Here is a 25,320-nt window from a genome sequence, read left to right on the forward strand (position 1 = left end):
GTTCGCACCCATCAGGGCGCGGTTGGCGTCGTCGTGCTCGAGGAACGGGATCATCGCCGTCGCGACCGACACCATCTGACGCGGCGAGACGTCCATGTAGTCGACCTCGGTCGCAGCGACGAGCTCGACCTCGGAATTCTTGCGACGCACCGCGATTCGCGCATGAACGAAGCGCCCCTCGGCGTCGAGCGGCTCATTCGCCTGCGCCACGACGTGCAGGTCTTCCTGATCGGCGGACAGGTACGCGACCTCGTCGGTCACCCGGCCGTCGACCACCTTGCGGTACGGCGTCTCGATGAAACCGAACGGGTTGACCCGCGCGTACACCGACAGATAACCGATCAGGCCGATGTTCGGGCCTTCCGGGGTCTCGATCGGGCACATCCGGCCGTAATGGCTGTAATGCACATCGCGGACTTCCAGACCGGCGCGTTCCCTGGTCAGACCACCCGGGCCCAGCGCGGAGAGGCGACGTTTCTGGGTCAGGCTGGCGAGCGGATTGCGCTCATCCAGGAACACCGACATCTGCGAGGTGCCGAAGAACTCCTTGATCCCCGCGACGACCGGACGGATGTTCATCAGCGTCTGCGGCGTGATCGCCTCGACGTCCTGAGTCGTCATCCGCTCGCGGACCACGCGCTCCATCCGGGACAGACCGACCCGGATCTGGTTCTGGATCAGCTCGCCGACGGTGCGCAGGCGACGGTTGCCGAAGTGGTCGATGTCGTCCACTTCCACCGGGACCTCGACGCCACCGGGGGCGGTCATGGTCTTGTTCCCCGCGTGCAGATGCAGCAGGTACTCGATGATCGTGACGATGTCTTCCTCGGTGAGCGCCGGTGAGCCGATGGCCTCGCCGGTGTGGATGCCGAGTTTCTTGTTGACCTTGTACCGGCCGACGCGCGCCAGGTCGTAGCGCTTCTCCTTGAAGAACAGGTTCTCCAGCAGCGTCTGCGCGGTCTCTTTCGTGGGCGGTTCACCCGGACGCAGCTTGCGATGGATATCGAGCAGTGCCTCATCGGTCCCCGCGGTGTTGTCCTTCTCCAGGGACGTCATCATGACCTCGGAGAAGCCGAACCGTTCGGTGATCTGCGCGCTGCTCCACCCCAGCGCCTTGAGCAGGACCGTCACGGGTTGGCGGCGCTTGCGGTCGATGCGCACACCGACGGTGTCGCGCTTGTCGATGTCGAACTCCAGCCACGCGCCGCGCGACGGGATGACGCGCACGCTGTGCAATGTCTTCTCGGTGGACTTGTCGACGGACTCGTCGAAGTACACACCGGGCGAACGGACCAGCTGCGAGACCACCACGCGCTCGGTGCCGTTGATGACGAACGTGCCCTTGTCGGTCATCATCGGGAAATCACCCATGAAGACCGTCTGGCTCTTGATCTCACCGGTGTTGTTGTTGATGAACTCCGCCGTGACGAACAGCGGAGCCGCGTACGTCATGTCCTTGTCTTTGCATTCATCGATCGAGGCCTTGACCTCTTCGAAGCGTGGATCGGAGAGCGTCAACGACATGGACCCGGAGAAGTCCTCGATCGGAGAGAGCTCCGCGAGCACCTCGTCCAAACCACCCGCGAGCGACTCGCCGCGCGCCGCTGCCCGTTCGCGCCACGCAGGTGCACCGATCAGCCATTCGAACGACTCGGTCTGGATCTCCAACAACCCTGGAACATCCAGGGGCTCACGGAGTTTGGCGAACGAGACCCGTTTGGGCGCCCCGGGAACTCCGGTATCGACGGGACTTCCTGCATTGACCTCGGTTTGACTCGAGACTGCCAAGATGCGTCCTTCCAGCACCTCGCGCCGCCCACGCATTCGCGCGGTCGTCACGGTATCTAATTACCCTTGGGATATCGATGGCACACCGTGCTCGACGCTGCCCGAACGCGACTCGACAACGACGGTTCGACAGTGACGCGCAGGAAGCGCCACTTTCTCCGGTCAATTCGTATTTCGAGAGTTGGACAGCGCGCGGCCCGGCGCGACGTCCCAAATTACACCCAAATTCGATCGATGTCGAGGGCATAAAAAAATAGACACATGATTTCTCGTGTCTTCCCGTAGTAATAGTGACATCTCGGTCTGCCGTTCGTCAAGTCTATTAGCGGTAATTCGCCGGAAACGCCATCACATGAGCGGGAAGAAAGGCGTCGACGGCCACGGCGCTGCCTGCGACACGCTCGTCGACACCGGCGCGGGACCTCCCCGAACCGGCCGGAGCTCTCTGTTCGCGGTCGTGCCGCCCGCCAGGACTGCACCTGCGTGGACCTGGTCGCCGGGCGTATTGCGCATGATGCGGATGTCGACCCGAGCACGGCGAACTCGCCGCCGCCGTAGGTGGGGGAGCGGCATGCCCCCCGATTACCTGCCCCCCGATTATTGGGCTCGCCGGGCTTTCCCCGGCAATCGATACTGGGATCGGCCGAATGGCGACGGTTCGATTGGACCCCGGGATGCGTGGATATGTGCGCTCGATCACAGAGCTGATCGGAGCGAGCGTGTCGTCCCGTGTCATCGCGGAGCCGAGGTTGCCTGATTCGTTGCTCGCTCGAATAGCCGCTGATGCGACGTTGGGGGCCGAGTCGGCCTCGATCGGGACCGCGGAACTCGCCGTGCGCGCCCGAAGACGGTTCTCTTGACCGGCGCGACCGGATTCCTGGGATTACACCTGCTGAGTGAACTGGCAGCTCGCACCGAGGCCGAAATCTATTGCCTGGTGCGCGCCGCCGACAGGGACGAGGCGCTCGCACGGCTCGAGTCGGGGCTGCGGCACTACCGGCTGTGGCGGCCGGATTCGAGCTCCCGGATCGTTCCCGTGGTGGGGGACCTCGCCGAACCGCGATTCGGCACGAAAACCGAGGATTTCCACATGCTTTCCCAGGCGGACGCGATCGTCCACAATGGCGCGCGCGTCAACCACGCCGAACCGTACGCGCGGCTACGCGGTGCGAATGTCGTGGGTACGCGAGCCGTATTGCGTTCGGCGCTGTCTCGCGGAATCCCGGTTCATATCGTGTCCACGACGTCTGTGGCAGTAGCGCACGGGCGATCGCCGGATGAACCGGTGCTCGAGTCGGATCGTCCGTCCCTGAGCGAGCTACCCGGCGGCGGCTACACGATGACCAAGTGGGTCGGAGAAGAGTTGATGGCACAGGCGGCCGCGAGCGGCCTTCCGGTAGCCGTCTATCGGCCCGACCGGGTATGCGGGCGTGCCCACGTGGGTGCGGTCAGCACGAACGACGCGTTCTGGACCCTCGTGCGCGCCGCGGTCGTCTTGGGCGCGGTACCCACGGAGGATGCCGAGATCCGGCTCATTCCAGCGGATTACGTCGCAGCCGCCGTCGTGCACATCCTGCTTCACGGAGCGGCCACCCAGGTGCACCACTTGGTGAATCACACGTCGATTCCGCTCACCGACCTGTGGGACAGCCTGCGGCACAGGGGATACCGCCTTGCACCGCTGCCGATATCGGAGCTCGCCGCCCGATTGACCACCTCCGGAGCCGGTGACGATCCCGGCCTCGCGCGCGCAGTGGTGTTGAGTCAGCAGAGCGGTCCGGGAACCGCGGAGTTCGACGACGCCAACACTGCCGCGGCGCTGGCCGAATCCGCCATCAGCTGCCCGCCGATGACCATCGACCTTCTCGACCGCCACCTCGACCATCTCATCGAGATCGGATTCCTCCCACCTCCGGCCATCACCGGGCAGCGCGAGGGCACCGGCTGGTAGAACGAAGCCAGGCCGGCCCCGAAGGGCCGGCCTGGCTCCGCGCATACAGCTCAGGCGAGGTCGAACCGGTCGTTGTCGACCACCTTGACCCACGCGGCGACGAAGTCGTCGACGAACTTCGCCCCGGCATCGTCCTGGGCGTACACCTCGGCCAGCGCACGCAGCACCGAGTGCGACCCGAAGACGAGGTCGTTGGCGGTGGCGGTCCACTTGGCCTGGCCGGAGGACCGGTCGAAACCTTCGTAGACGTTCTCCGCCGACTCGGACGCCTTCCACTCGGTGTTCTGGTCGAGGAGGTTGACGAAGAAGTCGTTCGTCAACACGCCCGGCCGGTCGGTGAACACACCATGGTCGGTGCCGCCGTAGTTGGCGCCCAGGGCACGCAGGCCGCCGACGAGCACCGTCAACTCCGGAGCGGTCACGTCCAGCATGTACGCCCGGTCCAGCAGCAGGCGCTCCAGCGGTGCCTTCTCGCCGGTCCGCACATAGTTGCGGAATCCGTCGGCCCGCGGTTCGAGCACCGCGAACGACTCCACGTCGGTGTTCTCCTGGGTGGCGTCCGTCCGTCCGGGCGCGAAGGGCACCGTGACCTCGTACCCCGCGTCCTCGGCCGCCTTCTCGATCGCCGCGGACCCGGCCAGGATGATGAGGTCGGCGAGCGAGACCTTCTTGCCTCCGGCGGCCGAGCTGTTGAAGTCCTGCTGGATCTGCTCGAGCACCGGCAGTACCTTGGCCAGCTCGTCCGGCTCGTTGACCTCCCAGTTCCGCTGCGGCTCCAGCCGGATCCGAGCACCGTTGGCGCCACCGCGCTTATCGGTGCTGCGGAAGCTGGCCGCCGACGACCAGGCGGTCTTGACCAGCTGCGCGATGGACAGGCCGGACTCGAGGACCTTGCTCTTCAGCGCCGCGATGTCCTGCTCGTCGATCAACTCGTGGTCGACCGCCGGAACGGGATCCTGCCACAGCTGCGGCTCGGGAACCCACGGGCCGAGGTAGCGGCTGATCGGACCCATGTCCCGGTGCAGCAGCTTGTACCACGCCTTGGCGAACGCCTCCGACAGCTCCTCGGGGTGATCCAGCCAGCGGCGGGTGATCTCGCCGTAGATCGGGTCTTCCCGCAGCGCCAAGTCCGTGGTCAGCATGGTCGGGGTACGGGCGGGGCCACCGAACGGATCCGGGATGACGCCCTCGCCCGCGCCGTCCTTCGGCTTCCACTGCCATGCCCCGGCGGGGCTCTTGGTCAGCTCCCACTCGTAGCCGTACAGGTTCTGCAGGAAGCCGTTGCCCCACTTGGTCGGGGTGGCGGTCCAGACGACCTCCAGGCCGCTGGTGATGGCGTCCTTGCCCTTGCCCGTGCCGTAGGCGCTCTTCCAGCCCAGGCCCTGCTGTTCGATCGGGGCGGCTTCCGGTTCGGCGCCGACCAGGCCGGCGTCGCCCGCGCCGTGGGTCTTGCCGAAGCTGTGGCCGCCGACGATCAGCGCGGCCGTCTCCTCGTCGTTCATCGCCATGCGGCCGAACGTCTCACGGATGTCCCGCGCCGCGGCGACCGGATCCGGCCGACCGTTGGGGCCTTCCGGATTCACGTAGATCAGGCCCATCTGGACGGCGCCGAGCGGACCCGTCAGTTCCCGCTCACCGCTGTAGCGCTCGTCGCCGAGCCAGCTGTCCTCCGGACCCCAGAAGACCTCTTCCGGCTCCCAGATGTCCGGGCGGCCGAAGCCGAAGCCGAAGGTCTGGAAGCCCATCGACTCCAAGGCCACGTTACCGGCGAAGACGAGCAGGTCGGCCCAGGAGATCTTGTTGCCGTACTTCTGCTTGACCGGCCACAGCAGCCTGCGCGCCTTGTCCAGGTTGGCGTTGTCCGGCCAGCTGTTCAGCGGCGCGAAGCGCTGGGCGCCCTGACCGCCGCCGCCGCGGCCGTCGGCGATGCGGTAGGTACCCGCGGCGTGCCAGCTCAGGCGGATGAACAGGCCGCCGTAGTGGCCGTAGTCGGCGGGCCACCAGTCCTGCGAATTGGTCAGGACTGCCGCGACGTCGGCCTTCAGGGCATCGACGTCGAGCTTCTTGAACTCTTCGGGGTAGTCGAAGTCCTCGCCCAGCGGGTTGGACTTGGACGAGTGGGCATGCAGCACCGAGACGTCGATCTGCTCCGGCCACCAGTCCTTGTTACTGCGCGGACGATGGTCCGTCTTCGCAGTGGGGGCCGGGATCGCCGGGTTCTCGCTCTCGCTTGTGCTCTGAGTTTCGGTGTCAGGATTGGGCGGGCGGCTATCGGATGACACAGCATTCCTTCCTGAATGAGTGATGTGGGCTGGGATCACGGCTGTGATCGGGAAGCCTGTGACTTCGCACAGTCGGGACACATGCCCCAGTAGATGACCTCGGCCTCATCGATCGAGAACCCGCTGTCATCGGACGCGCTCAAACACGGAGCCTCGCCGACGACGCAATCGACATCGGCGATGACCCCGCATGCGCGGCATACGACGTGGTGGTGGTTGTCGCCGACTCGCGTCTCGTAACGTGCCACGGAGCCGGACGGCTGAATACGCCGGACCAGGCCTACCGCGGTGAGCGCGTTCAACGAGTCGTACACCGTTTGATGGGACACCTCGGGTAGATCGGATCGCACGGCACGGATGATCGATTCCGTGTCGGCGTGCGGGTGCTCGTGCACGGCGCTCAGCACCGCGACCCGAGGGCGAGTCACGCGTAGCGCGACTCCCCGCAGCATCTGCTGGAACTCCGAAGCGGTTGGCACGCACGGAAGTCTCGTCCGCTTTCTGGAACGAGTCAAGAGTCTGCGGCAAAGTCGCGCTGATCGATTCGATCGAGTTCTCGGCGCGGTAGGAGAGCCCGGATCCGGCAGGCCCGCGTACGCACCCGTCGCCTGTTCGGCTTCCGCGTCGCATCCCGGGTCGGCGGAATTCGGGACGGGGCTCTGTTTGCGCAGCGATTGCGGTAAGCGCCGCCGGTGTGGTCGTCGGTCGCGGCGGCGGTTCCGGGAGGTCTGCCGCCGTCGACGCGTCGCCGATCTGCCGTTGCGGCTGCCTTTGCCCAGATATGTGACTCACCATTATGACTAGTTAGAGGTGGTCACGATGCGGTGGGTCGAGTTCGCCTGCCGGTATCGACCACGTGTAGTCCTCCCTGGATGTGCGGCTAATGTGCTGGTGTAGAGGCCATCTGCGTCAACTCCGCTGGATCTCGAGGAGGGGCGGGGTGAGTCGGGGTCAATTTCCGAAAAGCTGGGACAGTCCGCTCCGTGACTTGATAAGTTAATGACTGTTCTGATCCGCAGAACGATGCGGAACGGGCGCGACCGACTTACATCGATCAACACGGTGGCGCTCGGGCTCAATGAGGAGTGGCGAAGACATGGATGGACTCAGCAGGCGCAACGCGTTGAAGGCCGGTGGAGTATTGGGTGCGGTCGGCGCACTGGCCATGGCGACCCCGGCGCGGGCGGAGCCGTGGACGTGGTCTCCCGAGGGCTCGGTGGCGGGCAGCGGGGACGGGGCTGATCCGCTCACCGTCTGGGACCCCGAGGCCGACCAGTTGGTCGCCTCACTACTGGACCGAGGCGAAGTGCCAAGGGTCAATGAATTGTTGCGGACCTGGACCAGGAACGGTCAGCCGTTGCCGGCCGGTCTGCCGTCCGACCTGCGGGACTTCATGGAGTATGCCCGTCGGATGCCGCAGTGGGCCGATCAGGGAAAACTGGCCACCGCGGTCGAGTTCAACAAGAAGCGCGGCCTCTATCTCGGCGTGCTGTACGGGCTGGCCAGCGGCATGATGAGCACGGTCATTCCGAAGGAGGCGCGCGCGGTCTACTACTCCAAGGGCGGTCACGATCTGAAGGACCGAATCCTGAAGACCGCCAAACTGGGTTACGACATCGGCACCGCGAATGCCTATGGCCCCGACGGCGAAATGGTCGTCACCTGCCTCAAGACCCGGCTGGTGCATGCCGCGGTGCGTCACCTGCTGCCACAGTCGCCGCACTGGGTGCACTCGGCCGAAGAGGACATCCCGATCAGTCAGAACGACATGATGGTGACCTGGCACAGCCTGCCCACCACCGTCATGAAGCACCTGACCGCCTGGAAGGTTCCGATTCCCCCCGCCGAGTCGGAGGCATTCCTGCACTCCTGGCAGCTGTGCGCGCACATGCTCGGTATCCGCGACGAGTACATACCCAACTCGTGGAACGAGGCCAACTCCCAGGCCGCGCAGGTCCTCGATCCGATACTGGCGCCGACCCCGGAGGGCGCCAAGCTCGCCGACCGATTGCTGCGACTCGGGGTCAACCTCGATTTCGCCGTCCTGAGCAAGCCGGTCCTCGGCGCGTTCACCCGCTTCCTGCTCGGCGACAAGATCGCCGACGGGCTGGCCATCGCGAGGGAGCCGGTCTGGGACCCGCTGCTGCGGGTGAGCTGGGGCCCGTTCATCGCGGTTCGCGAAGGCCTGCTCCCGGTCGTCCCGCTGGCGCCGGACGCCTACTGGCTCTTCGACGAGTTCCTCCGTCAGGCGGCGCTGATCTACCTGGCCGAACTGCGGATGCCGATCAGCATCGAACTGCCGGTGATGAATCGGGATATGAGCAAACCGCCACGCTGATCTCGTGACGCCCGGCCTTCCGGCGTCCGTCTCGAGGGCGGACCGCTGGTCCGATCGGCATCGCGGCCCCGGGTACCCCGATGTCGAGTCGGGTCGCCCTGGAAGACGGAGGCCGGACGGCGGCCGCGCGGGTTCGGAGGACACGGTGATCCGCGACCGGCGCCGGGCGGCGCGCGCTCTGTTGCGGCGACGTCTGCTCGAGGCCGCGGAAGCGGAGTGACCCGCTGGCGAGCGGCGAATGTCCGTGTCGCGAATTATCGTGGGGTCGTGCGGATTCGATTGCGGCGGCGGGTGTACCTGGGCGCCGAATACGCGACACTGTTCTTCGGTGGAGCGACCGTCTACAACGCGGTGTTGCGGGGCAGATCGCCGATACCCGCGCTGCTGGCGCTGGCTGCGGGTGCGGCGGTCTACCTCCGGCGCTCACCCGATTTCGATCGCGCCGCGCTGTGGCGCAGTGCGGCCTTGCGGACGCAGGCGCGCTCGATGGCGGCTTGGGCAGGGTCGAGTGCGGTGGCGCTCACCGCGGCGGTCGCGGTGTCGCGCCGGGAGGATCTGTTCGACCTGCCACGACGCAATCCCCTCCTGTGGCTGGCGGTGATGGTGCTCTATCCCGCGTTGAGCGTGTACCCGCAGGAGTTGATCTTCCGCTCCTTCCTGTTCCATCGGTACGCGCCGGTCTTCGGCGAAGGGCCCGTGCTGGTGATCGCGAGTGCGGCCGCGTTCGGCTTCGTGCACATCGTCTTCGGTAGCTGGTTCTCGGTGATCGCCAGCGGTGTGGGCGGCTGGATCTTCGCGTCGCGATACCTGCGGACGCAGTCGCTGTTCACCGCTTCGGTAGAGCACTCGGTGTACGGAATGGTCGTATTCACGGTCGGTTTGGGCCGGTACTTCTATCACGGCTCCACGCAGCCGGCTCGCCTCCGAATGGTCGGGCGCGCACCGGCTTGAGAACCGGCAATCGACCGGGTGCGATTCTCCGCGCGCCGGGTATCCGCCCACCGTGGTCGATTCTCTGCGCCGGGTTGTCGGTACGCCCCTGCTGTTCTTCTTCATCCTCGGCGACATCCTGGGCGCGGGCGTATACGTGCTGGTCGGGGCCATCGCGGGGCAGTCCGGCGGCGCGGTCTGGTTGCCGCTGCTGGTCGCCCTCGGTCTCGCCTGCCTCACCGCCGGTTCCTATGCCGAGTTGGCGACCAAGTATCCGAAGGCGGGCGGCTCCGCCCACTACACCAGCCGCGCGCTCGGCCCGGCCGCCGGATCGTTCGTCGGCTTCTGCATGCTCGCGGCCGGTGTCGTATCGGTCGCGGCGCTGAGCAGGGCGTTCGCGGCGGACTATCTGCACGCCTTGGTGGCGTTGCCCACGGTCGCCGTCGTGGTGGTGTTCCTCGCCGCACTGGCGTTGCTCAATATCTACGGCATCAAAGAGTCCCTGGGCGCCAACGCGGCGGCGACGCTGGTCGAGCTCGGCGGCCTGGTCGTGGTGATCGGGCTCGGAGCGTGGGTGATCATCCGGGGCGACGCCGATCCGGGCAGGCTCACCCAGGTGGGGACAGCCGAGCACGGTGTCGTCGGCGCGACGCTCGCGGGCGCCGTCTTGGCGTTCTACTCGTTCGTGGGATTCGAGACCTCCGTGAATCTGGCCGAGGAAGTCGCCGACCCACGCAGGTCCTACCCGCGAGCCCTCTTCGGGGCGCTGCTCGCCGCCGGTGGCGTGTACGTACTGATCGGGGTGGTGGCCGGTGCGGTCGTACCCACCGATCGGCTGGCGAGCTCGAGCGCTCCGCTCCTGGAGGTGGTTCGCCTGGCCGGAGGTGTTCCGGAGAGGTTGTTCGCGGTGGTCGCCTTGGTCGCGGTGGCGAACGGCGCGCTGCTGACCGGCATCATGTCCTCGCGGTTGGCCTATGGCATGGCCCGCGAGGGGCTGCTTCCCGGTGTGTTGGGCCGGATCCTGCCCGGCCGTCGCACGCCGTGGGTGGCGATCGTGACGACGGCGACGGTGTCGCTGCTGCTCGCCCTGACCGGTGAGGTGGCCTCGCTTGCCGAGACACTGGTGTTGTTGCTGCTGATCGTGTTCGCGGCGGTCAATGGGTCGGTGCTGATCCTGCGGCGCGAAGGCGACGGGGCGGAGCGCTTTCGCGTGCCCGCGGTCGTGCCCTGGGCCGGTCTGGCTTCCTGCTTGTTCCTGTTCACCCGGATCGCCGGGGAAGTGTGGCTTCGAGGCAGCATCCTCATCGCCGTGGGAGTTCTGCTCGCGGTCGTGAACGCGGTCCGCGCGCGCCGGTCCGAGCCGCACGGTCACAGCGCCTTCCTGACGAAGCGCGGAACCTGACTGTTCGCCCGCAGATCAGGAACCGGACGACACGAACCTGCCTGACCTGGTGGGACGCGGAATCCATGAGTAAATGAGTAGATTTTCTCAGAGCCGCGAACTGGTGCCCGGCGTCCTCCCGGACACCCGGCAACGGCGCCGCGGCGGCGCTCGCAGTACGGAGATCGGATCGGCATTCACTGACCACGCACCTGTCCCCGGAGGGTTCCTACGCAATGACGTCCTCAGCGCACGGCAGCTTCTCGCTCGGCAGCGGAGTCCACGGCTATACCCGGCAGAGAGGTAGACCGGATCCGGAGCGCCTGCGCGCCGTACCGGACCGTCCCAGCGAGTGGCACCCGGGGATGCTCTGGTGGGATGCGAGCACAGTGCTGGTCACCTACCCTCGGCCGGACTCGACCGGGCACTGGAATACGGTGCCGCATCTGGTGTTGCCGATCGACCACGGCCGCTTGGCTTTCCAGGTCTCGTCGCATTCGAGCGAGGCTCGGTACCTCGCCCGCGAACATCGGGTCATCGTGCAAGCCGCCGACTGGCGCGGCGAGCCGGCGCTCGGGTCGCGGCAGCACCACGGCGTAGCCGAGTCGGTGCGGACCGGGCCGGTGTTCGATCAGGTGCGCGACGGCATGCACACGAAATACGGAAGACGCGTCGGCCTGGCGCGGCTCGGACACCGGCTGGCCATGGGTGCGGCGCCCTACGGTGACGTCGTGGTCATCGTCGATGTGCGCGAAAACCGCCGCTCCGGCGCATGACGTGCGCCCTGCTGTGCCACGTTGCGCGCCCGTGGAAGCTTTCTCGCCGGACTGGACACATGCACGGAGTGCTGTCCATACGATGAGGTCGTCGTGTCGCGGAAGGCGTGGCGCACCGATGGCCGGCGGAGGTCGCTGTGAAGGTTCATCTACAGGTCGCTGGAGCGCCCCGGCAGGTCGCGACCGACGCGTGGGAGCTGGCCGAGACCGGGGCCGACGGCCTGTTCACCTTCGAGGGCCCGCACGACGTGTTCTTCCCGCTCGTCGTCGCGGCCGGTGCGACGAGACTGGAACTGATGACGAATGTGGCGATCGCCGGGCCGCGCAGCCCGATGCATTTGGCGCATTCGGCCTACGACCTGCAGATATACAGTGAGGGTCGGTTCCGGCTCGGGCTGGGCTCGCAGATCCGCGCGCACATCGAGAAGCGCTACGGCAGCAGCTGGGGTGCGCCCGCGGCGCGCACCGCGGAGAGTGTGGCGGCGGTGAAGTCGATCTTCGCCGCGTGGGAAGGACTGGCGCCGTTGCAATTTCGCGGCAAGTACTTCACACACACGCTGATGCCGCCCACCTTCGATCCCGGCCCGAACCCGTTCGGGCCCCCGCCGGTGCTGATGGGCGCGCTCGGGCCCGTGATGACCCGTAAGGCCGCCGAGGTCGCCGACGGACTGCTGGTGATGCCGTTCAACAGCGAGCGGCACTTCGCCGAGCGCACCCTGCCCGCCCTCGCCGAGGGTCTGCGCCTCTCCGGCCGGACCGCGGCGGAATTTCCGGTGATCGGTCAGGTCATGGTCGCGCTGGGGCGCACCGAGCGAGCGCTGACCGCCGCGGTGGGCGGGGTGGGCTCGCTGATCGCGTTCTACGGGTCCACCCCCGCCTATCGCCCGGTCCTCGAGGTCGAGGGATGGGCGCAGCTGCACGACCGGCTCAACGCGCTGTCCAAGACGGGCGCTTTCGCCGAGATGCGAGCGCTGGTGAGCGAGGAGATGGTGCGCACGATCGGGGTGGTCGGCACGCCGGAGGAGTGCGCGGCGCAGATCCGAAGCCGCTTCGGCGCCGGCATCGGCGAGGTGTGCTGCTATTTCCCGGGCTACCCACCGGACGCCGCGGACGTAGCCGACCTGGTGGACGCGTTGCACGCATGACGCGCACGAGCAGCGACAAACCACCCGGTCACCTGTTCGGCGCACGGTGCGCGAAAGAGTGGTGACCCGGGGATCAGGTGGCTTTGAATGCACAGATGCCTGTTCCCCCCCATGCTCGCGGCTACGAGGATTTCGGCGGCTCGGTCGGTCGCACCACCGCCGATTCCACTCCCGAATGGAGCCATCCGCCCACCGCCCCCAAGGGTGCTCCGAACATCGTCGTGGTGCTGGTCGACGACATGGGATACAGCGACATCGGCCCGTTCGGCTCCGAGATCGAGACGCCGACGCTGGACCGGCTGGCCGCCAACGGTCTGCGGCTGACCAACTATCACACGACCCCGCTGTGCTCGCCCTCGCGTGCGTCGCTGCTCACCGGCATCAATGCCCACCGTGCCGGCTTCGGATTCGTCGCCAACGCCGATCCCGGCTACCCGGGTCTGCGGCTGGAACTGGCGGACGACGTGCTGACGCTGCCGGAGATCCTGCGCAGCAACGGTTACGCCACCTACGCCGTCGGCAAATGGCACCTGGTGCGCGACGCCACGATGAACCCCGCCGCACACCGGGATTCCTGGCCGACCCAGCGTGGCTTCGATCGGTACTACGGCTCGCTCGAGGGCCTGAACTCCTTCTACTACCCGAATCAGCTGGTGTCGGACTCCTCGGTCGCCGATGTCGAGGAATACCCGGAGGGCTACTACCTCACCGACGATCTGACCGACCGGGCCATCACCTACATCAAGGATCTGCGCGCGCACGACGCCGCCAAGCCGTTTTTCCTGTACTTCGCCCACGTCGCCATGCACGGTCCGCTGCAGGCGAAACCCGCGGATCTGGCCAAGTACCGCGGCCGCTATGCCGAGGGGTGGGACGAACTGCGGCGCAGCCGGTTCGCCGCGCAACTCGCTCAGGGCCTGTTCCCCGCGGGTACACAGCAGAAACCGCGCAACACCGAGCCGGGGTACGAAGCGGCGGAGTGGGATTCGCTGACGCCTGCCGAGCAGAGCCGCTTCGCCCGGTACATGGAGGTGTACGCGGGCATGGTCGACAGCATCGACCAGAGCTTGGGGCGAATCCTCGACACACTCGAGCAGCTCGGCGAGCTCGACAACACCATCGTGGTGTTCACCTCCGACAACGGTGGCACCGCCGAGGGCGGGCCGGAGGGCACCCGCACCTACTTCGCGGAGTTCGCGCACATCACCGATCCCGACTGGGTCGGCGACGTCCCGCACGACGAGGAGTTGATCGGCACCGCGAAGCTCGGCGTGCACTATCCGCGCGGGTGGGGTCAGGCGTCCAATACTCCGTTCCGCTTCTACAAGGGGCAGACGTTCGCGGGCGGCGTGCGCGTACCGTTCCTGCTGTCCTGGCCCGAAGGGCTGCCACGCGGCGAGGGCGACGACGGCATCCGGCACGAGTACACCTACGTCACCGATCTCGCGCCGACACTGCTGGAGCTGGCCGGATTGCGGCGACCGACCGTGCGTAACGGCTTGCAGGCCAGAGAGTTCGACGGCGTCTCCGCGGTCGAGACGCTGCGCGATCGGCGGGCGCTGTCGAAACACACCGAGCAGTACTCGGAGATGGTGGGCAACCGGGGCTTCTACCGGGACGGATGGAAGCTGCTGTCGTTGTACGAGCCCGGGACCGACATCGACCGGCCGCAGTGGCAGCTGTTCGACGTCCGCACCGACCCCACCGAACTGCACGATCTTTCCGAGCGGTTCCCGGAAAAGGTCGCGGAGCTGGCCGCCGCCTGGGACGAATCCGCCTGGGCGAATACGGTATTTCCCCTGGTCACGCGGCAGGACCTGGCCCGGCGGCGGCCCGAGGAGGAGAGATTCTCGGCCCCCGTCCGGCTGCTGCCCGGCACGCCGACCCTGGAGCGGTACCGTTCGCAGCGGCTGATCGCCTATCGGGACTTCGTCATCGACGCCGAACTCGGCGGCTACCGGACCGGTGAGGAAGGGGTTCTCGTCGCGCACGGCGATCCGCTGGGCGGCTACCTGCTCTATATCGAGGACGGCCGGGTGACGTTCGGGCACAACAGCTACGGTCACTACGACACCGTGACGACGGAACCACTCGCGGCGGGCGTGCGTCGCATCACCGTGCGTGCCACGGTACGGCCCCGGCTGCGGTCGGATTTCGCCATCGAGATCGACGGCGTCCAGGTCGCGCGGCTGACCGATCAGGTCCAGTTGGTCGGCATGTCGCCGTGGACCGGAATCTCCGTCGGCGTCGACGCCCGCGGCCCAGTGGCGTGGGACCTGCGCGAACGCCGCGGAACCTTCCGCTACAGCGGCGTACTGCGCTCGATCACCTACCTCCCCGGCCCCATCCAGGTGCCGTGGCGAACCATCGAGGCGGTGGAACGCGAGGCGGAGTTCGTGGCCGAATGAATGCCTCCGGGCACCAGTGTTGTCCGGCGTGGAGCCCAGAGCGCGCGCTCGGCGAACTGCCCGCGATATGGCCAGAGGCGGTCAGGGAGGGCGGGCGCACTCGGAGGGGATCGAGCGCACCCACCCCCGCGCCTCGGCGGCGGCCGAGCAGCGGGCACGGCTGCCGCGGGCAGCATCGGGGCTGACCGACGGAGACAAAAGCGAGAACCCCCGGAAACCCCGACCCTGAACCGACTTTAACGCCACGAACCCGGCAATGGAATCGGAACGCGAAGGATATTGCGCGGCAATCCTGAAACGGATTTCAGGTGACTTCAGGCTGCCTTAAGCCACTCCCTGCGAATGTGATCGCCATCTTCGAGACGACAACTCACGCAGGAGGTTTCATTATGAAAGCCACAATCCGCCGGGCACTTCCGGGTCGGCGCAGGCTGCTGGCGGGCGCCGCTGTCGTGGCCGTCCTCGTCGGTGGCCCGGTGGCGCTGTATGCCGCCACGAATCCTCAGGTGCCAGGTCGGCATGCCATCGCCGCGTCGTTGCAAGATCACGACTGGGCGCTCACCGCGGCTCCCACGATCAGCAGGCAGCAGGCCATCGACAAGGCGCTGCAAGCCGTGCCCGGTAGCACCGCGGTCTCCGCCGAACTCGATGCCGAGGGGGCGACCACGGTGTGGGAGGTCGAACTCCGGACGCCCGACGGGATCGAGCACGAGGTGACGGTCGACGCGAACAGCGGCGCCGTGCTGGGCACGGTGAAACAGGACTGACGGCGGGGCGTTCGAAGCCGACGAATCGCATCATTCACAACGAAGGTCGAGGTTTCCGAGAACATGGGTTTGCGTAAGATCGCCACCGTATCGACGCTCGCCGTCGCGATTGCCGGCGTCCCGGCCGCACAGGCCGGTGCCGCATCTCAGGATGCCGCCGGCGAAGTCGTCAACTACACCGCCACCACCTCCGAGCAGAGCACGGTCGTCGACATCGACTCGGGCTCGATGCAGGTCGAGAACGGAGTATTCGCCATCACGGCGGCCGACGGGACCGTACTCGCGGGCACGCCACTGCAGTTCCGTGTCGACGATTTCGTCTTCCCGATCACGGCAGACATCAGCGGCCGCCGCGCCACGCTCACGCCGCGATTCGATGTCGAGCACGCGGAGTACCGCCCGGTTGCCCTTCCCTTCGAGGACAGCGCGCACTGGCGTACGCCGTACGAGCGCGAAGTCGCCGCCTTCACCCGGCTGAAGGACACCATCGCGTCGGGCGCCGCGATCGGAACCACCGTCGGCGGTCTGGGCGGCGGTCTCGTCGGCTGTGTGCTCGGCGGCATCGCAGGGGCCACCGTCGCCGCCGCGACGATCGTCGGTATGTTCGGTCCGTTCATCCCGGCCGCCGCCGTCGGCTGTCTCGGTGGCATTCTGGCCGTGGGCGCACTGGGCACACTCGCCGGTCAACTCTTCGTCACCGCACCGGTTGCCGTTGCAGCCCTCGTCCAGTACTTCACCACGGTCAACCAGCCGTTCGTTCCGCCGAACAAGTAGGACTCCGGCGGAAGCTGTCGGACCTCGTGCCGCGCCAGGTCGTACTGCCGGGTCCTGGCGCTGCGGGCGCCCACCGCATCCGATTGCCGGGCCCTCCACGGCGGCAGATCCCGCCGGGTCGAATGCACGGCCCGCCGGGTTCCGTCGACAGGACCGATCCGCTCGCAAAGCACAACCTGCACAGTCGGTTTCCGCATTTTCGCGCAAATTCATCGTCTCGAACGAGCAACATCGCAGCCATCGACACCCGATACTGATCGAGTAGGCCGTTTCGATGCCCTACGAGCTGATCTGGCCAGCGATGCACGAAAATCGACAGGATCCGGCGATGCCCAAGATCAAGAATTTGAATCCGCTCCCGATGGCCGACATCGGCGGCTCGGATCTGTTCATTCCCTTCCGAATGCCCAGTGGAGAGATCGGATACGTTCTCGGAGACACGTTCTCCGGCACCGAACCGAGAGTGGGCGGCCCGAACTGGCGTTCGCCGATGCTGTTGCGCAGCGATACTCACGATATGGCCGGCCCGATCGTGTTCCGATCGGCGGCGCGGGACGCACGACAACTCTGGGACTACGTGCACAACAACCCGGAGTATTCGACGATCCTGCCCTGCGACGCGATAACGATCGGCGGCCGAATCTATCTGTGGGTGATGGTCACCCAAGGGCTGGCGAACGAGCGCTGGTGTGAAATCCGTTATTCCGACGACAACGGAGAAAGCTGGATCAACACCCCTGCCCGGTGGTCCACAAGCGCCTACGGCGGGAAACGCACCATGATTTCCTGGGAACGCGGCGGCGACGGCTACGTCTATGTCATCTCCACCGGTGGGCTCGCCCGGAACAAGAACATGCTGCTGTGGCGAGTACGCGAGAACCATGCCGCGCTCACCGACCCGGCGGCATGGCAGGGTTGGGGCTGGAACGGCTACGACTGGGGCTGGGACCGGGACCCGGGCAGCGATCCGCGCTTCGGCATTCTGGCCGACAATACGAAGCTCGGCGAGATCGGATTACGGCGAATCCAAGGCAATTGGGTGATGTCGGGTTTCGATGCGGGGGCCTACGGTGCGTTCATCAAAGTCGCCGCCAGAATTACCGACAACTGGCGAACGGCCTTGACCTATCGGCCGGTGAAAGGGTCTTTCTGGGCGCCGGGCGGCCCGGATATCGTGCCGCGCCTGTACGGTTGCTATGCCCATCCGGACAGCAGGTTCGACGGCGCGTTCTGCCTGATCGTGAGCGAGTGGGCCGAATCCGGAATGCCGTATCGCGGTATGCAATTCCGAATATACGGAGTGCGGCCCGCGGCTCCGATCGCCCAGCGGGCCCCCGCGGCGAAGTCCATCTAATTCCTCCGGTTCGCTCATCGTGCGGACCGACAGGCGGTCATGTGCGGGCGAGCCCGCCTGGGCCCGTCGCTGTCGGGTCAGCCGGCAATACGACGGTTCGTCCCCCGCAACGGATTGGCCACCGGGAAAGTGATGGCAGGCAGCGTCACCGACATCCGGACCGTCGTGCCCGGCCCGGAGTGGTCGATATCCAGCTCCTCGGTCAGCGCGCGCATCATGTCGATGCCGCGGCCGCGATAGCCGGGATCGGAAGCCCGTGGTTTCCAGTCTCCGGTGTCGGTGACCACGATGACGACGGTGTCGATATCGCAGGTGGCCGACAGCCGCACCCGGCCGGCGTGGTCGTTGCGGTAGGCGTGCTCGATGCTGTTGCTGCACGCCTCGTTGGCCGCGGCGACCAGGTCGGCGGCGAGGTCGTGCGGCACCGCCGCGGCGGCCAGCCACCCCTTCAGCGTGCGGCGCAGCACCGCGAGTTCGTCGGCTCGCGCGGGCACGTCCAGCCGCAGCGGCGCGGGCGGCTGGCGGTAGACCACCATGGCCACGTCGTCGTCGTAACCCGCGGATGGCCGCAGGCGCGACAGCACCGCGTCGGCCACCTCGCGCGGCAGCCTTCCGGAGGTGTCGGCGAGTACCGCGGCGATCTTGGCGAATCCGTCATCGATGTCGACGCCACGCTGCTCGACCAGGCCGTCGGTGAACAGCACCAGCGTAGAACCGGGCGCCACCGCCGTGGTGGCCTCCGGGCGCCGCGGCGGATCGAACGTCGCCAGCGGCACCGAGCGCCCGCCCTCGAGCAGGCGGCCGGTCTTGGCCACGTCGGCGAGAATCGGCGGCATGTGACCGGCGCTGCTGTAGCGGACCAGCCCGCGTACCGGGTCCAGTACGGCGGCGCACACCGTGGTGCACATGGCGCCGGGAATGCGCGCGGCGACGGTGTCGAGTTCGGCCAGCAGTTGCGCCGGTCCCGCACCGCGCAGCAGCAGTGCACGGGCGGCGGTCCGCAACTGGCCCATCACGACCGCGGCGGACAGGCCGCGACCGACGCAGTCGCCGACCACGACGCCGATGGTGCCGTCGCGCAGCGGCACCACGTCGTACCAGTCGCCACCGATTTCCAGCGGCGGCAGAGCGGGCTCGTAGTGCACCGAGAAACGCGGCGGCAGATCGATCGGGCCGAGCATGGCGCGCTGCAGGGTCAGCGAGGTGGCGCGAGCCTGGTCGAAGTTGCGCGCCCGCTGGACGGCGAGGCTGAGGTGTCCGATCAACAGGGAGAACAGCGTCCAGTCCGCGGCGGTGATCGCGCGGGGCGCGGCGAAGCGCAACCACACCGCCGCGTCGCCGATCTCGCCGAGCGGCGCGACGATGCCCTCGGAGCTCTCCGTCCCGTCCGGGATGGCCAGCAGGCTGCGCGGTGGCCTGCGCCTGGCCCGATCCAGCAGTGCGCGCGACGGGTCGTCGAGAGAGGCGATGCCGTCGTGCGACGCGCCGTCGGCGCCCGCGCCGGAGACGTACACCTCCGGTGCGGCGTTGCGGCTGGGCCACACCGCCACTACGGCGGTCTCCGCGCCCACCGTGCGGCGCAGCTCGTCCAGCCCGACGGCAAGTACTTCCACCACGCTGGTCGCCGCGCCGACCGCGGTGGCGAGCCGGGACGCGGCCTGGTCGCGTGCCTGCGCGTCGTGCTCGGCGGTGACGTCGCGGATGGTGCCGACGAAGATCCGCTCGTTGCCCTCCGGTCTGATCAGCGCGCTGGTGCTCACCGCGAGCCACACGTTGCGTCCGTCGCGGTGGCGGATCGGAATCACGAAGCGCTGCGCCTCGGTTCCGAGATCGGGATAGCGCGGTCCCTCCGGGCTCGACCACGGATGCGGCAGCGGGTAGGGGACACCCGCGGCGCCGTAGCCGGTCAGCGCGCCGAAAGCGGTATTGACCTCGATGATGGTGCCCTGCGCGTCGGCGACGAAGAAACCGTCCTGCAGCGATTCCACCAGCGCGGTGCGGAAGGCGTCGCGTCCGGCGAGATCGTCGGCGCGGGAACGCTGCTGCTCGTAGCGGCGGGTGCCGTCGAGGTAGCCGCGAGTGGCGATGTCGAGCGGGACGAGTGTCTGCAACAGGAATTCCAGCGCGGTTTCCGGCAGGCGGGCGCCGCCGGATTCGCCGCCCTCGGCGGAGATCGCGTGCTGTCGCTGCTCCACTTCCTGGACCACCCGGAAATGGTTCTCGGTGAGATCGAGCAGGCTGATGCCTTCGACCAGAGCGCGCCTGCCGAGTTCGTAGCCCTCCGCGAGGCCGGCCTGGGTGGGCGAATCCATGTGCCGCCGTAGCGCGTCGGCGTAGGCGTCCAGGAAGTCGGCCAGCAGGGCGCTCATTCGGCCGTCCCTCGCGCGCCGCGGTGCCGCGCCGCCAGCACCAGCGCGTCGTCGGTGTCCTTGGCGTGCCTGGCGAGTATGTCGGCGGTGATATCGGCGGTGGACTTGGAAAGGTCGATCAGTGCGGCGGATTCGGTGACGATGCCGTCGGTGGACATCAGCAGCAGGTCGCCGGGACGGACCGCGACCGACTGGGGCTGGAGGTTCGCGGGCAGGCGGTAGCCGACGATGCCCGCGGTGAGCAGGACGGTCGCGTGCACGGTCAGGCCCGCCGGACCCGCGGTCAGCACCTGGGATTCGACATTGCCGACGCCGAGCCAGCGCACCCGGTCACCCTCGTCGAACAGGGCCAGCGAAATCGCCGCTCCGCGTGTGTCGGCCATCGCCCGGTGGCACAGCACCATCAGCACGTCCAGCGGTTCCGCGCGATTCTCGGACAGCACGCGCGCGGCACGGTCGGCCGCGTCGGCCGCGGCGGCGCCGTGCCCGAGACCGTCGAGGACCGCGAAGAGGACTGTGCCGCCGCCGGTGTCGAGGACGACGCCGCGGTCACCGGAGACCTGTTGACCGGGCAGTGCGCGACCGGCCACCGCCCACTCGATCCGGCCGATGAACCCGTCCTCATGCACCGTTCGGTACCCACTTCCACATCTCCACCAGCGTTCCGCGGCCCGGCGCCGAGTCGACGGTCAACCGGTCCATCAACCGCCGGGCCCCGGGAAGCCCGAGCCCGAGACCGCGCCCGGTGGAGTAGCCGTCCTCCAGCGCGCGGGCGATGTCGTTGATGCCGGGACCTTGATCCTCGGCCTGCACGACCAGGGCTTGACGGCCCTCGCGGTCGTCGACCAGCAAGCGAATCTCGCCGCTGCCCGCGTAACTGGTGATGTTGCGGGCGATTTCGGAGATCGCGGTGGAGATCATCGTTCGGTCGGTCAGGGTGAATCCGAGCTTCGCTGCCAGTTCGCGTCCGGCCTGACGTGCGGTCACGATGTCCCCGGACACCCTGACCGCGATCACCACGTTCTCAGCGGCCACTGTCACGACCGTCTCGCTGGCGACGGGCTGGGGTCTTTCGGTCCAACCAGGCGAGTCCCTCTTCCAGATCGAGGGCGGTGTGCATGTCCTCGAAGGTGAGACCGAGCTGCACCATGGCGAACGCGACTTCTGGTTGCAGACCGACGATCACCGTTTCGGCGCCGCGCAGCTGCGTCATGTGCGCGATGGTACGCAACGATCTCGCGGCGAACGAATCCATCACGTCGATGGCGGTGACATCGACGATGATGCCGTGTGCCCGATATTTGCTGACCTGTTTCATCAGGTCGTCCTGCAGGCGTTCGGTATCGGCGTCGGTCAGCGCGGACTGCACCGACGCGATGAGATACGTGCCCTGTTTGAGAATCGGAACCGGCATGTGCCCGCCTGATCAGCGGCCGTCGCGTTCGGTGACCCGTTCGGTGGCGCGGGAAACCTCGTAGCCCAGCAGGCGTTCGGCTTCCTCGATACCTCCCTGCAGGTCGCCGACGGCATTCATCTTCGACAGATCCAGGCCGATGGTCACCAGGGTGAGCGCGATCTCCGAGGACAGGCCGGTGATGATCACGTTCGCGCCCATGAGCCCGGACGCGTCGACGGTCTGCACCAGGTGGTTGGCCACCGTGGAGTCGATTTGGGGGACACCGGTGATGTCGATGACGACGACCTTAGCGCGGTTGGCCCGGATCGCGCGCAGCAGTTGCTCGGTGAGCTGGCGGGCGCGCTGGCTGTCCAGCACGCCGATGATGGGCAGGATCAGCAGCTGCTCGCGCACCTGCAGCACCGGCGTGGACAGCTCGCGGATGGCTTCCTGCTGCTGGCGGATGACGCGCTCGCGCTCTTGGACGAAGGACACGCCCACGGTGTTGGCGATGCGGTTGGCGGCCGGTTCGTAGGCGTCGAGCACCGCGTTGAGCAGCTCGAAGTCCGCCTGGTACTTCTCGAACAGCGACCGGGCGAGCACGTCGCGCAGCAGCAGCACGATGCCGAGGACCTCGTCGGTCTCGACGCCCCGCGGGATGATGCGTTCGGACAGGTCTCGCGCGTAGGCCTGCAGTGCCTCGACGCTACCGGTCTCGAGCACCTCGACGTAGTTGTCGTAGACCGAGGTGGCTTCGGAGAAGATCTCCTCGGGGGTCATCGCGGTCAGCAGCTGGGCGTCGGTGATGCGCCGGGCCCATTCCTCTCGCAGCGCGGTGCGGTTCTGACGCAGGTGCTCGACCAGCTGCGGAAGCAGATTGTCGACCGGCCCCGCGGTCAGGGAATCCGCCGAAAGGCTCATGGACACCTCGGACATGGAAACTCCTGCCCCTTTCGACGGTTGAGTCGGGATCTTCGTGCGTTCGGCGCTAGCCGATTCCGAGCCTAGTCATACCCCACCCGGGTCGCCGACGAAACCTGCCGGTTGTTCGCCTGATGTTCGAGTGCGGCGGATCTCACGGCACCGTAGCGAACCCGCGTTCCAGCGCTGCGAGCGCCTCGTCCAAATACACGGTGAGGTCCGCGTCGGCACGGGCCAGCCAGGCGTCGAACGCGGCCCGCGCCGCCGCCAGCGTGGTCCGCCCGACCGCGAGGGGGATGAGCGCGTCCGCCGGTTCGCCCATGCGCCCCGCCGCGAAGGCGCTCACGGCGCGCTCCCAGGCGTCGTAGTGCGCGCCCGCGGTGGCCGACAGCGCGGGGACGGTGGCGACCAGCTGCATGCGGGTGCGCAATTCGGGCACGTCCTCGGCGCGATATTGGTTGGCGCTCACCACGACTCGGCGCACGGCGGTCATCATCGGGACCTCGTCCGGCACGGTCGCGAACGCGGCGCGCAAGGCCGCGACCTCGTCGTCGAACTGCCACCAGAGCACCTCCGCTTTGGTGGGGAAGTAGCGGAAGAAGGTGCGTCCGCTGATGCCCGCGGCGGCGGCGATCTGTTCGACGGTGGTCTCGTCGAAGCCCTGTTCGGTGAACAGTCGCATGGCGATCAGTTCGAGGTCGCGCTTGGTCGTGCCCCGGGGGCGGCCGCGCGTGGTCCGGTTCTCCAGCATCGTCTGATTGTGCTCGGCCGCCCGGCGCCCTTGATTATGTCAGTGACTGACGATAATCTCGCGGAATGTTGGCGGATCTCACCTGGCCCGAGGCGGGCGCGCGCGCCACCGCGGGTGCGATCCTGGCCGTCGCGGTCGGGGCCACCGAGCAGCACGGCCCGCATCTGCCGCTGTCCACCGACACCGACGTCGCCGCGGCGCTGTGCGCCCGGCTGGCCGCGGCGCGACGGGAGGTGCTCGTCGGCCCGGCGATCCCGTACGGCGCCAGCGGCGAGCACGCGGGCTTTCCCGGCACGCTGTCGATCGGGCAGGCGGCGCTGGAACTGCTGGTGGTCGAGCTGTGCCGGTCGGCGACCGACACCTTCGACCGCGTCCTGCTGGTCAACTGGCACGGCGGCAACATCGAACCGCTGCGCCGGGCGCGGGATCTGCTGCGCTCCGAGTCACGTGACGTGCGCCTGTACCTGCCGCGCTTCGACGGTGACCCGCACGCGGGCCGATCGGAGACGGCACTGCAACTGGCGTTGGCACCCGAGCGCGTGCGGGGCGACCGCGCCGCGGCGGGGGACACCCGCCCGCTGACCGAACTGTTGCCTTTGTTGCGGGCGGGCGGAGTGCGCGCGGTGAGCGCCAACGGCGTACTGGGTGATCCGTCGGGCGCGACCGCCGCCGAGGGCGCGGCCCTGCTCGATCACCTGAGCGCCGACCTGATCGACCGAACCCGGCTCTGGTGGCCGGAGAACTCCCCGGAAAGGACCGGAACATGAACCCGTGGTTCGAGACCGTCGCCGAAGCGCAGCGGCGGGCGAAGAAGCGGCTGCCGAAATCGGTGTACGGCGCGTTGATCGCCGGCTCCGAGCGCGGGCAGACCATCGAGGACAATCAGAAGGCGTTCACCGAACTGGGTTTCGCGCCGCACGTGGCGGGCCCGATCGGCGAGCGAGACCAGTCGACGACCGTACTGGGACAGCGGCTTTCGATGCCGGTGCTGATCTCGCCGACCGGTGTGCAGGCGGTGCACCCCGACGGTGAGGTCGCCGTCGCAAGGGCCGCCGCCGCGCGCGGCATCGCGATGGGCCTGAGTTCGTTCGCCAGCAAGCCGATCGAAGAGGTGATCGCGGCCAACCCCGCGACGTTCTTCCAGTTGTACTGGTGCGGCGGCAAGGACGAGATCGCGCAGCGGATGCGGCGTGCCAAGGAGGCGGGCGCGGTCGGGTTGATCCTGACGCTGGACTGGTCGTTCTCGCACGGGCGGGACTGGGGTAGTCCGGTCATCCCGGAGAAGCTCGATCTGCGCACGATGCTGAAGTTCGCGCCGCAGACCCTGGCGCGCCCGAAGTGGCTGGCGACCTATGCGCGATCGGGCAGCATTCCCGACCTGACCGCGCCGAACATGGCTGTCGGCGATGGGCCTGCGCCCGGGTTCTTCGGCGCATACGGCGAGTGGATGGGCACGCCCGCGCCGGACTGGGCGGACGTGCGGTGGATCTGCGAGCAATGGGACGGTCCGGTCATGCTCAAAGGCGTGATGCGGGTCGACGACGCGCACCGGGCGGTCGACGCGGGCGTCGCCGCGATCTCGGTGTCCAACCACGGCGGCAACAACCTCGACGGCACCCCGGCCGCGATCCGCGCGCTCCCGGTGATCGCCGACGCGGTGGGTTCGCAGATCGAAGTGGTGCTCGACGGTGGCATCCGGCGCGGCAGCGACGTGGTGAAAGCGGTGGCCCTGGGCGCGCGGGCGGTCATGATCGGGCGCGCCTACCTGTGGGGGCTCGCCGCGAACGGGCAGGCCGGTGTCGAGAACGTGCTGGACATCCTGCGCGGCGGCGTCGACTCGGCGTTGCTGGGCTTGCGCAAGACGCGCGTCACCGAGCTGGACCGGTCGGACTTGGTGGTGCCCGCCGGGTTCGAACGAGCGCTCGGCGTGCCCGAAGCGGCCCGTGCCGCAAGCGCTCCCGCCGATCACGCGGCCTCGCCCGCCTGAAC

20 protein-coding genes and 1 pseudogene are annotated in these 25,320 nt (G+C 67.8%); 12 read left to right on the top strand and 9 right to left on the bottom strand.

The genetic code is table 11. The features are described 5' to 3' along the window. Positions 1–1,806: pseudogene (locus IU450_RS10700) on the bottom strand (DNA-directed RNA polymerase subunit beta); the annotation flags it as partial. An 838-nt stretch (positions 1,807–2,644) separates the two neighbouring features. Between IU450_RS10700 and IU450_RS10705 the strand changes: the two are divergent. Beyond that, positions 2,645–3,739, top strand: coding sequence for a thioester reductase domain-containing protein (locus IU450_RS10705; protein WP_195149644.1), 1,095 nt, complete (start codon positions 2,645–2,647; stop codon positions 3,737–3,739). 50 nt (positions 3,740–3,789) lie between these two features. Here the strand turns inward: IU450_RS10705 and katG are convergent, their stop codons facing one another. Beyond that, a complete protein-coding gene (gene katG, locus IU450_RS10710; RefSeq protein WP_195149645.1) occupies positions 3,790–6,021 on the bottom strand; it encodes a catalase/peroxidase HPI in 2,232 nt (743 codons plus the stop codon). Between the two features lie 35 nt (positions 6,022–6,056). Beyond that, positions 6,057–6,473 carry a Fur family transcriptional regulator gene (locus tag IU450_RS10715; RefSeq protein WP_228834450.1) on the bottom strand — a complete coding sequence of 139 codons (417 nt, stop codon included), beginning with the start codon at positions 6,471–6,473 and terminating at the stop codon, positions 6,057–6,059. Between the two features lie 644 nt (positions 6,474–7,117). Between IU450_RS10715 and IU450_RS10720 the strand changes: the two genes are divergently transcribed. The 9 genes from IU450_RS10720 (at position 7,118) to IU450_RS10760 (ending at position 17,894) form a co-directional block, all read left to right on the top strand. Beyond that, positions 7,118–8,359, top strand: coding sequence for an oxygenase MpaB family protein (locus IU450_RS10720; protein WP_195149647.1), 1,242 nt, complete (start codon positions 7,118–7,120; stop codon positions 8,357–8,359). Positions 8,360–8,626: 267 nt separating this feature from the next. Then, positions 8,627–9,310 carry a CPBP family intramembrane glutamic endopeptidase gene (locus IU450_RS10725; RefSeq protein ID WP_195149648.1) on the top strand — a complete coding sequence of 228 codons (684 nt, stop codon included), beginning with the start codon at positions 8,627–8,629 and terminating at the stop codon, positions 9,308–9,310. Positions 9,311–9,362: 52 nt separating this feature from the next. Beyond that, positions 9,363–10,691: an APC family permease gene (locus IU450_RS10730; RefSeq protein WP_195149649.1), complete on the top strand. Its 1,329-nt coding sequence runs from the start codon at positions 9,363–9,365 to the stop codon at positions 10,689–10,691. Between the two features lie 215 nt (positions 10,692–10,906). Beyond that, the gene (locus IU450_RS10735; RefSeq protein WP_195149650.1) at positions 10,907–11,446 is read left to right on the top strand and encodes a hypothetical protein; all 540 of its coding nucleotides are present in this window, start codon (positions 10,907–10,909) and stop codon (positions 11,444–11,446) included. A gap of 137 nt (positions 11,447–11,583) precedes the next feature. Then, positions 11,584–12,591 (top strand): TIGR03617 family F420-dependent LLM class oxidoreductase, encoded by a 1,008-nt coding sequence (locus IU450_RS10740; RefSeq protein ID WP_195149651.1) that lies wholly within the window; start codon positions 11,584–11,586, stop codon positions 12,589–12,591. A gap of 95 nt (positions 12,592–12,686) precedes the next feature. After that, entirely contained in the window at positions 12,687–14,999 is a 2,313-nt protein-coding gene (locus IU450_RS10745) for an arylsulfatase (protein ID WP_195149652.1), read from the top strand. A 389-nt stretch (positions 15,000–15,388) separates the two neighbouring features. Continuing rightward, positions 15,389–15,766: a PepSY domain-containing protein gene (locus IU450_RS10750; RefSeq protein WP_195149653.1), complete on the top strand. Its 378-nt coding sequence runs from the start codon at positions 15,389–15,391 to the stop codon at positions 15,764–15,766. Positions 15,767–15,829: 63 nt separating this feature from the next. After that, complete coding sequence (locus IU450_RS10755) at positions 15,830–16,540, top strand: hypothetical protein (protein WP_195149654.1); 711 nt, start codon at positions 15,830–15,832, stop codon at positions 16,538–16,540. Between the two features lie 328 nt (positions 16,541–16,868). Next, complete coding sequence (locus tag IU450_RS10760; RefSeq protein ID WP_195149655.1) at positions 16,869–17,894, top strand: DUF4185 domain-containing protein; 1,026 nt, start codon at positions 16,869–16,871, stop codon at positions 17,892–17,894. Positions 17,895–17,971: 77 nt separating this feature from the next. Here IU450_RS10760 and IU450_RS10765 read toward each other — a convergent pair whose 3' ends face one another. From IU450_RS10765 to mftR, 6 genes are all read right to left on the bottom strand, one after another. Next, entirely contained in the window at positions 17,972–20,263 is a 2,292-nt protein-coding gene (locus tag IU450_RS10765) for a SpoIIE family protein phosphatase (RefSeq protein ID WP_195149656.1), read from the bottom strand. Continuing rightward, entirely contained in the window at positions 20,260–20,892 is a 633-nt protein-coding gene (locus IU450_RS10770; protein ID WP_195149657.1) for a SpoIIE family protein phosphatase, read from the bottom strand. Before IU450_RS10770 ends, IU450_RS10765 begins: the two co-directional genes overlap by 4 nt. Further along, on the bottom strand, positions 20,885–21,298 hold the full coding sequence (locus IU450_RS10775) for an ATP-binding protein (RefSeq protein ID WP_051046624.1): 414 nt from the start codon (positions 21,296–21,298) through the stop codon (positions 20,885–20,887). Before IU450_RS10775 ends, IU450_RS10770 begins: the two co-directional genes overlap by 8 nt. Beyond that, positions 21,288–21,677 (bottom strand): STAS domain-containing protein, encoded by a 390-nt coding sequence (locus IU450_RS10780; protein ID WP_040779629.1) that lies wholly within the window; start codon positions 21,675–21,677, stop codon positions 21,288–21,290. Before IU450_RS10780 ends, IU450_RS10775 begins: the two co-directional genes overlap by 11 nt. A gap of 12 nt (positions 21,678–21,689) precedes the next feature. After that, positions 21,690–22,595 (bottom strand): STAS domain-containing protein, encoded by a 906-nt coding sequence (locus tag IU450_RS10785; protein WP_043726559.1) that lies wholly within the window; start codon positions 22,593–22,595, stop codon positions 21,690–21,692. 139 nt (positions 22,596–22,734) lie between these two features. Beyond that, positions 22,735–23,331: a mycofactocin system transcriptional regulator gene (gene mftR, locus IU450_RS10790; RefSeq protein ID WP_195149658.1), complete on the bottom strand. Its 597-nt coding sequence runs from the start codon at positions 23,329–23,331 to the stop codon at positions 22,735–22,737. Positions 23,332–23,396: 65 nt separating this feature from the next. Here mftR and mftE point away from each other — a divergent pair, with 65 nt between their 5' ends. Next, the gene (gene mftE / locus IU450_RS10795; protein ID WP_195149659.1) at positions 23,397–24,098 is read left to right on the top strand and encodes a mycofactocin biosynthesis peptidyl-dipeptidase MftE; all 702 of its coding nucleotides are present in this window, start codon (positions 23,397–23,399) and stop codon (positions 24,096–24,098) included. Continuing rightward, on the top strand, positions 24,095–25,318 hold the full coding sequence (gene mftD, locus IU450_RS10800; protein ID WP_195149660.1) for a pre-mycofactocin synthase MftD: 1,224 nt from the start codon (positions 24,095–24,097) through the stop codon (positions 25,316–25,318). Before mftE ends, mftD begins: the two co-directional genes overlap by 4 nt. Positions 25,319–25,320: the final 2 nt, after the last annotated feature.

This window comes from Nocardia abscessus (assembly GCF_015477775.1).
Classification (GTDB): Bacteria; Actinomycetota; Actinomycetes; order Mycobacteriales; family Mycobacteriaceae; genus Nocardia; species Nocardia abscessus_A.

Coding starts and splice junctions, on each gene's coding strand:
- IU450_RS10735 (WP_195149650.1), top strand. CDS start 10,907: ATGACGTCCTCAGCGCACGGCAGCTTCTCGCTCGGCAGCGGAGTCCAC.
- mftD (WP_195149660.1), top strand. CDS start 24,095: ATGAACCCGTGGTTCGAGACCGTCGCCGAAGCGCAGCGGCGGGCGAAG.
- IU450_RS10745 (WP_195149652.1), top strand. CDS start 12,687: ATGCCTGTTCCCCCCCATGCTCGCGGCTACGAGGATTTCGGCGGCTCG.
- IU450_RS10755 (WP_195149654.1), top strand. CDS start 15,830: ATGGGTTTGCGTAAGATCGCCACCGTATCGACGCTCGCCGTCGCGATT.
- IU450_RS10765 (WP_195149656.1), bottom strand. CDS start 20,263: ATGAGCGCCCTGCTGGCCGACTTCCTGGACGCCTACGCCGACGCGCTA.
- IU450_RS10750 (WP_195149653.1), top strand. CDS start 15,389: ATGAAAGCCACAATCCGCCGGGCACTTCCGGGTCGGCGCAGGCTGCTG.
- IU450_RS10785 (WP_043726559.1), bottom strand. CDS start 22,595: ATGTCCGAGGTGTCCATGAGCCTTTCGGCGGATTCCCTGACCGCGGGG.
- mftR (WP_195149658.1), bottom strand. CDS start 23,331: ATGCTGGAGAACCGGACCACGCGCGGCCGCCCCCGGGGCACGACCAAG.
- mftE (WP_195149659.1), top strand. CDS start 23,397: ATGTTGGCGGATCTCACCTGGCCCGAGGCGGGCGCGCGCGCCACCGCG.
- IU450_RS10780 (WP_040779629.1), bottom strand. CDS start 21,677: ATGCCGGTTCCGATTCTCAAACAGGGCACGTATCTCATCGCGTCGGTG.
- IU450_RS10715 (WP_228834450.1), bottom strand. CDS start 6,473: ATGCTGCGGGGAGTCGCGCTACGCGTGACTCGCCCTCGGGTCGCGGTG.
- IU450_RS10720 (WP_195149647.1), top strand. CDS start 7,118: ATGGATGGACTCAGCAGGCGCAACGCGTTGAAGGCCGGTGGAGTATTG.
- IU450_RS10760 (WP_195149655.1), top strand. CDS start 16,869: ATGCCCAAGATCAAGAATTTGAATCCGCTCCCGATGGCCGACATCGGC.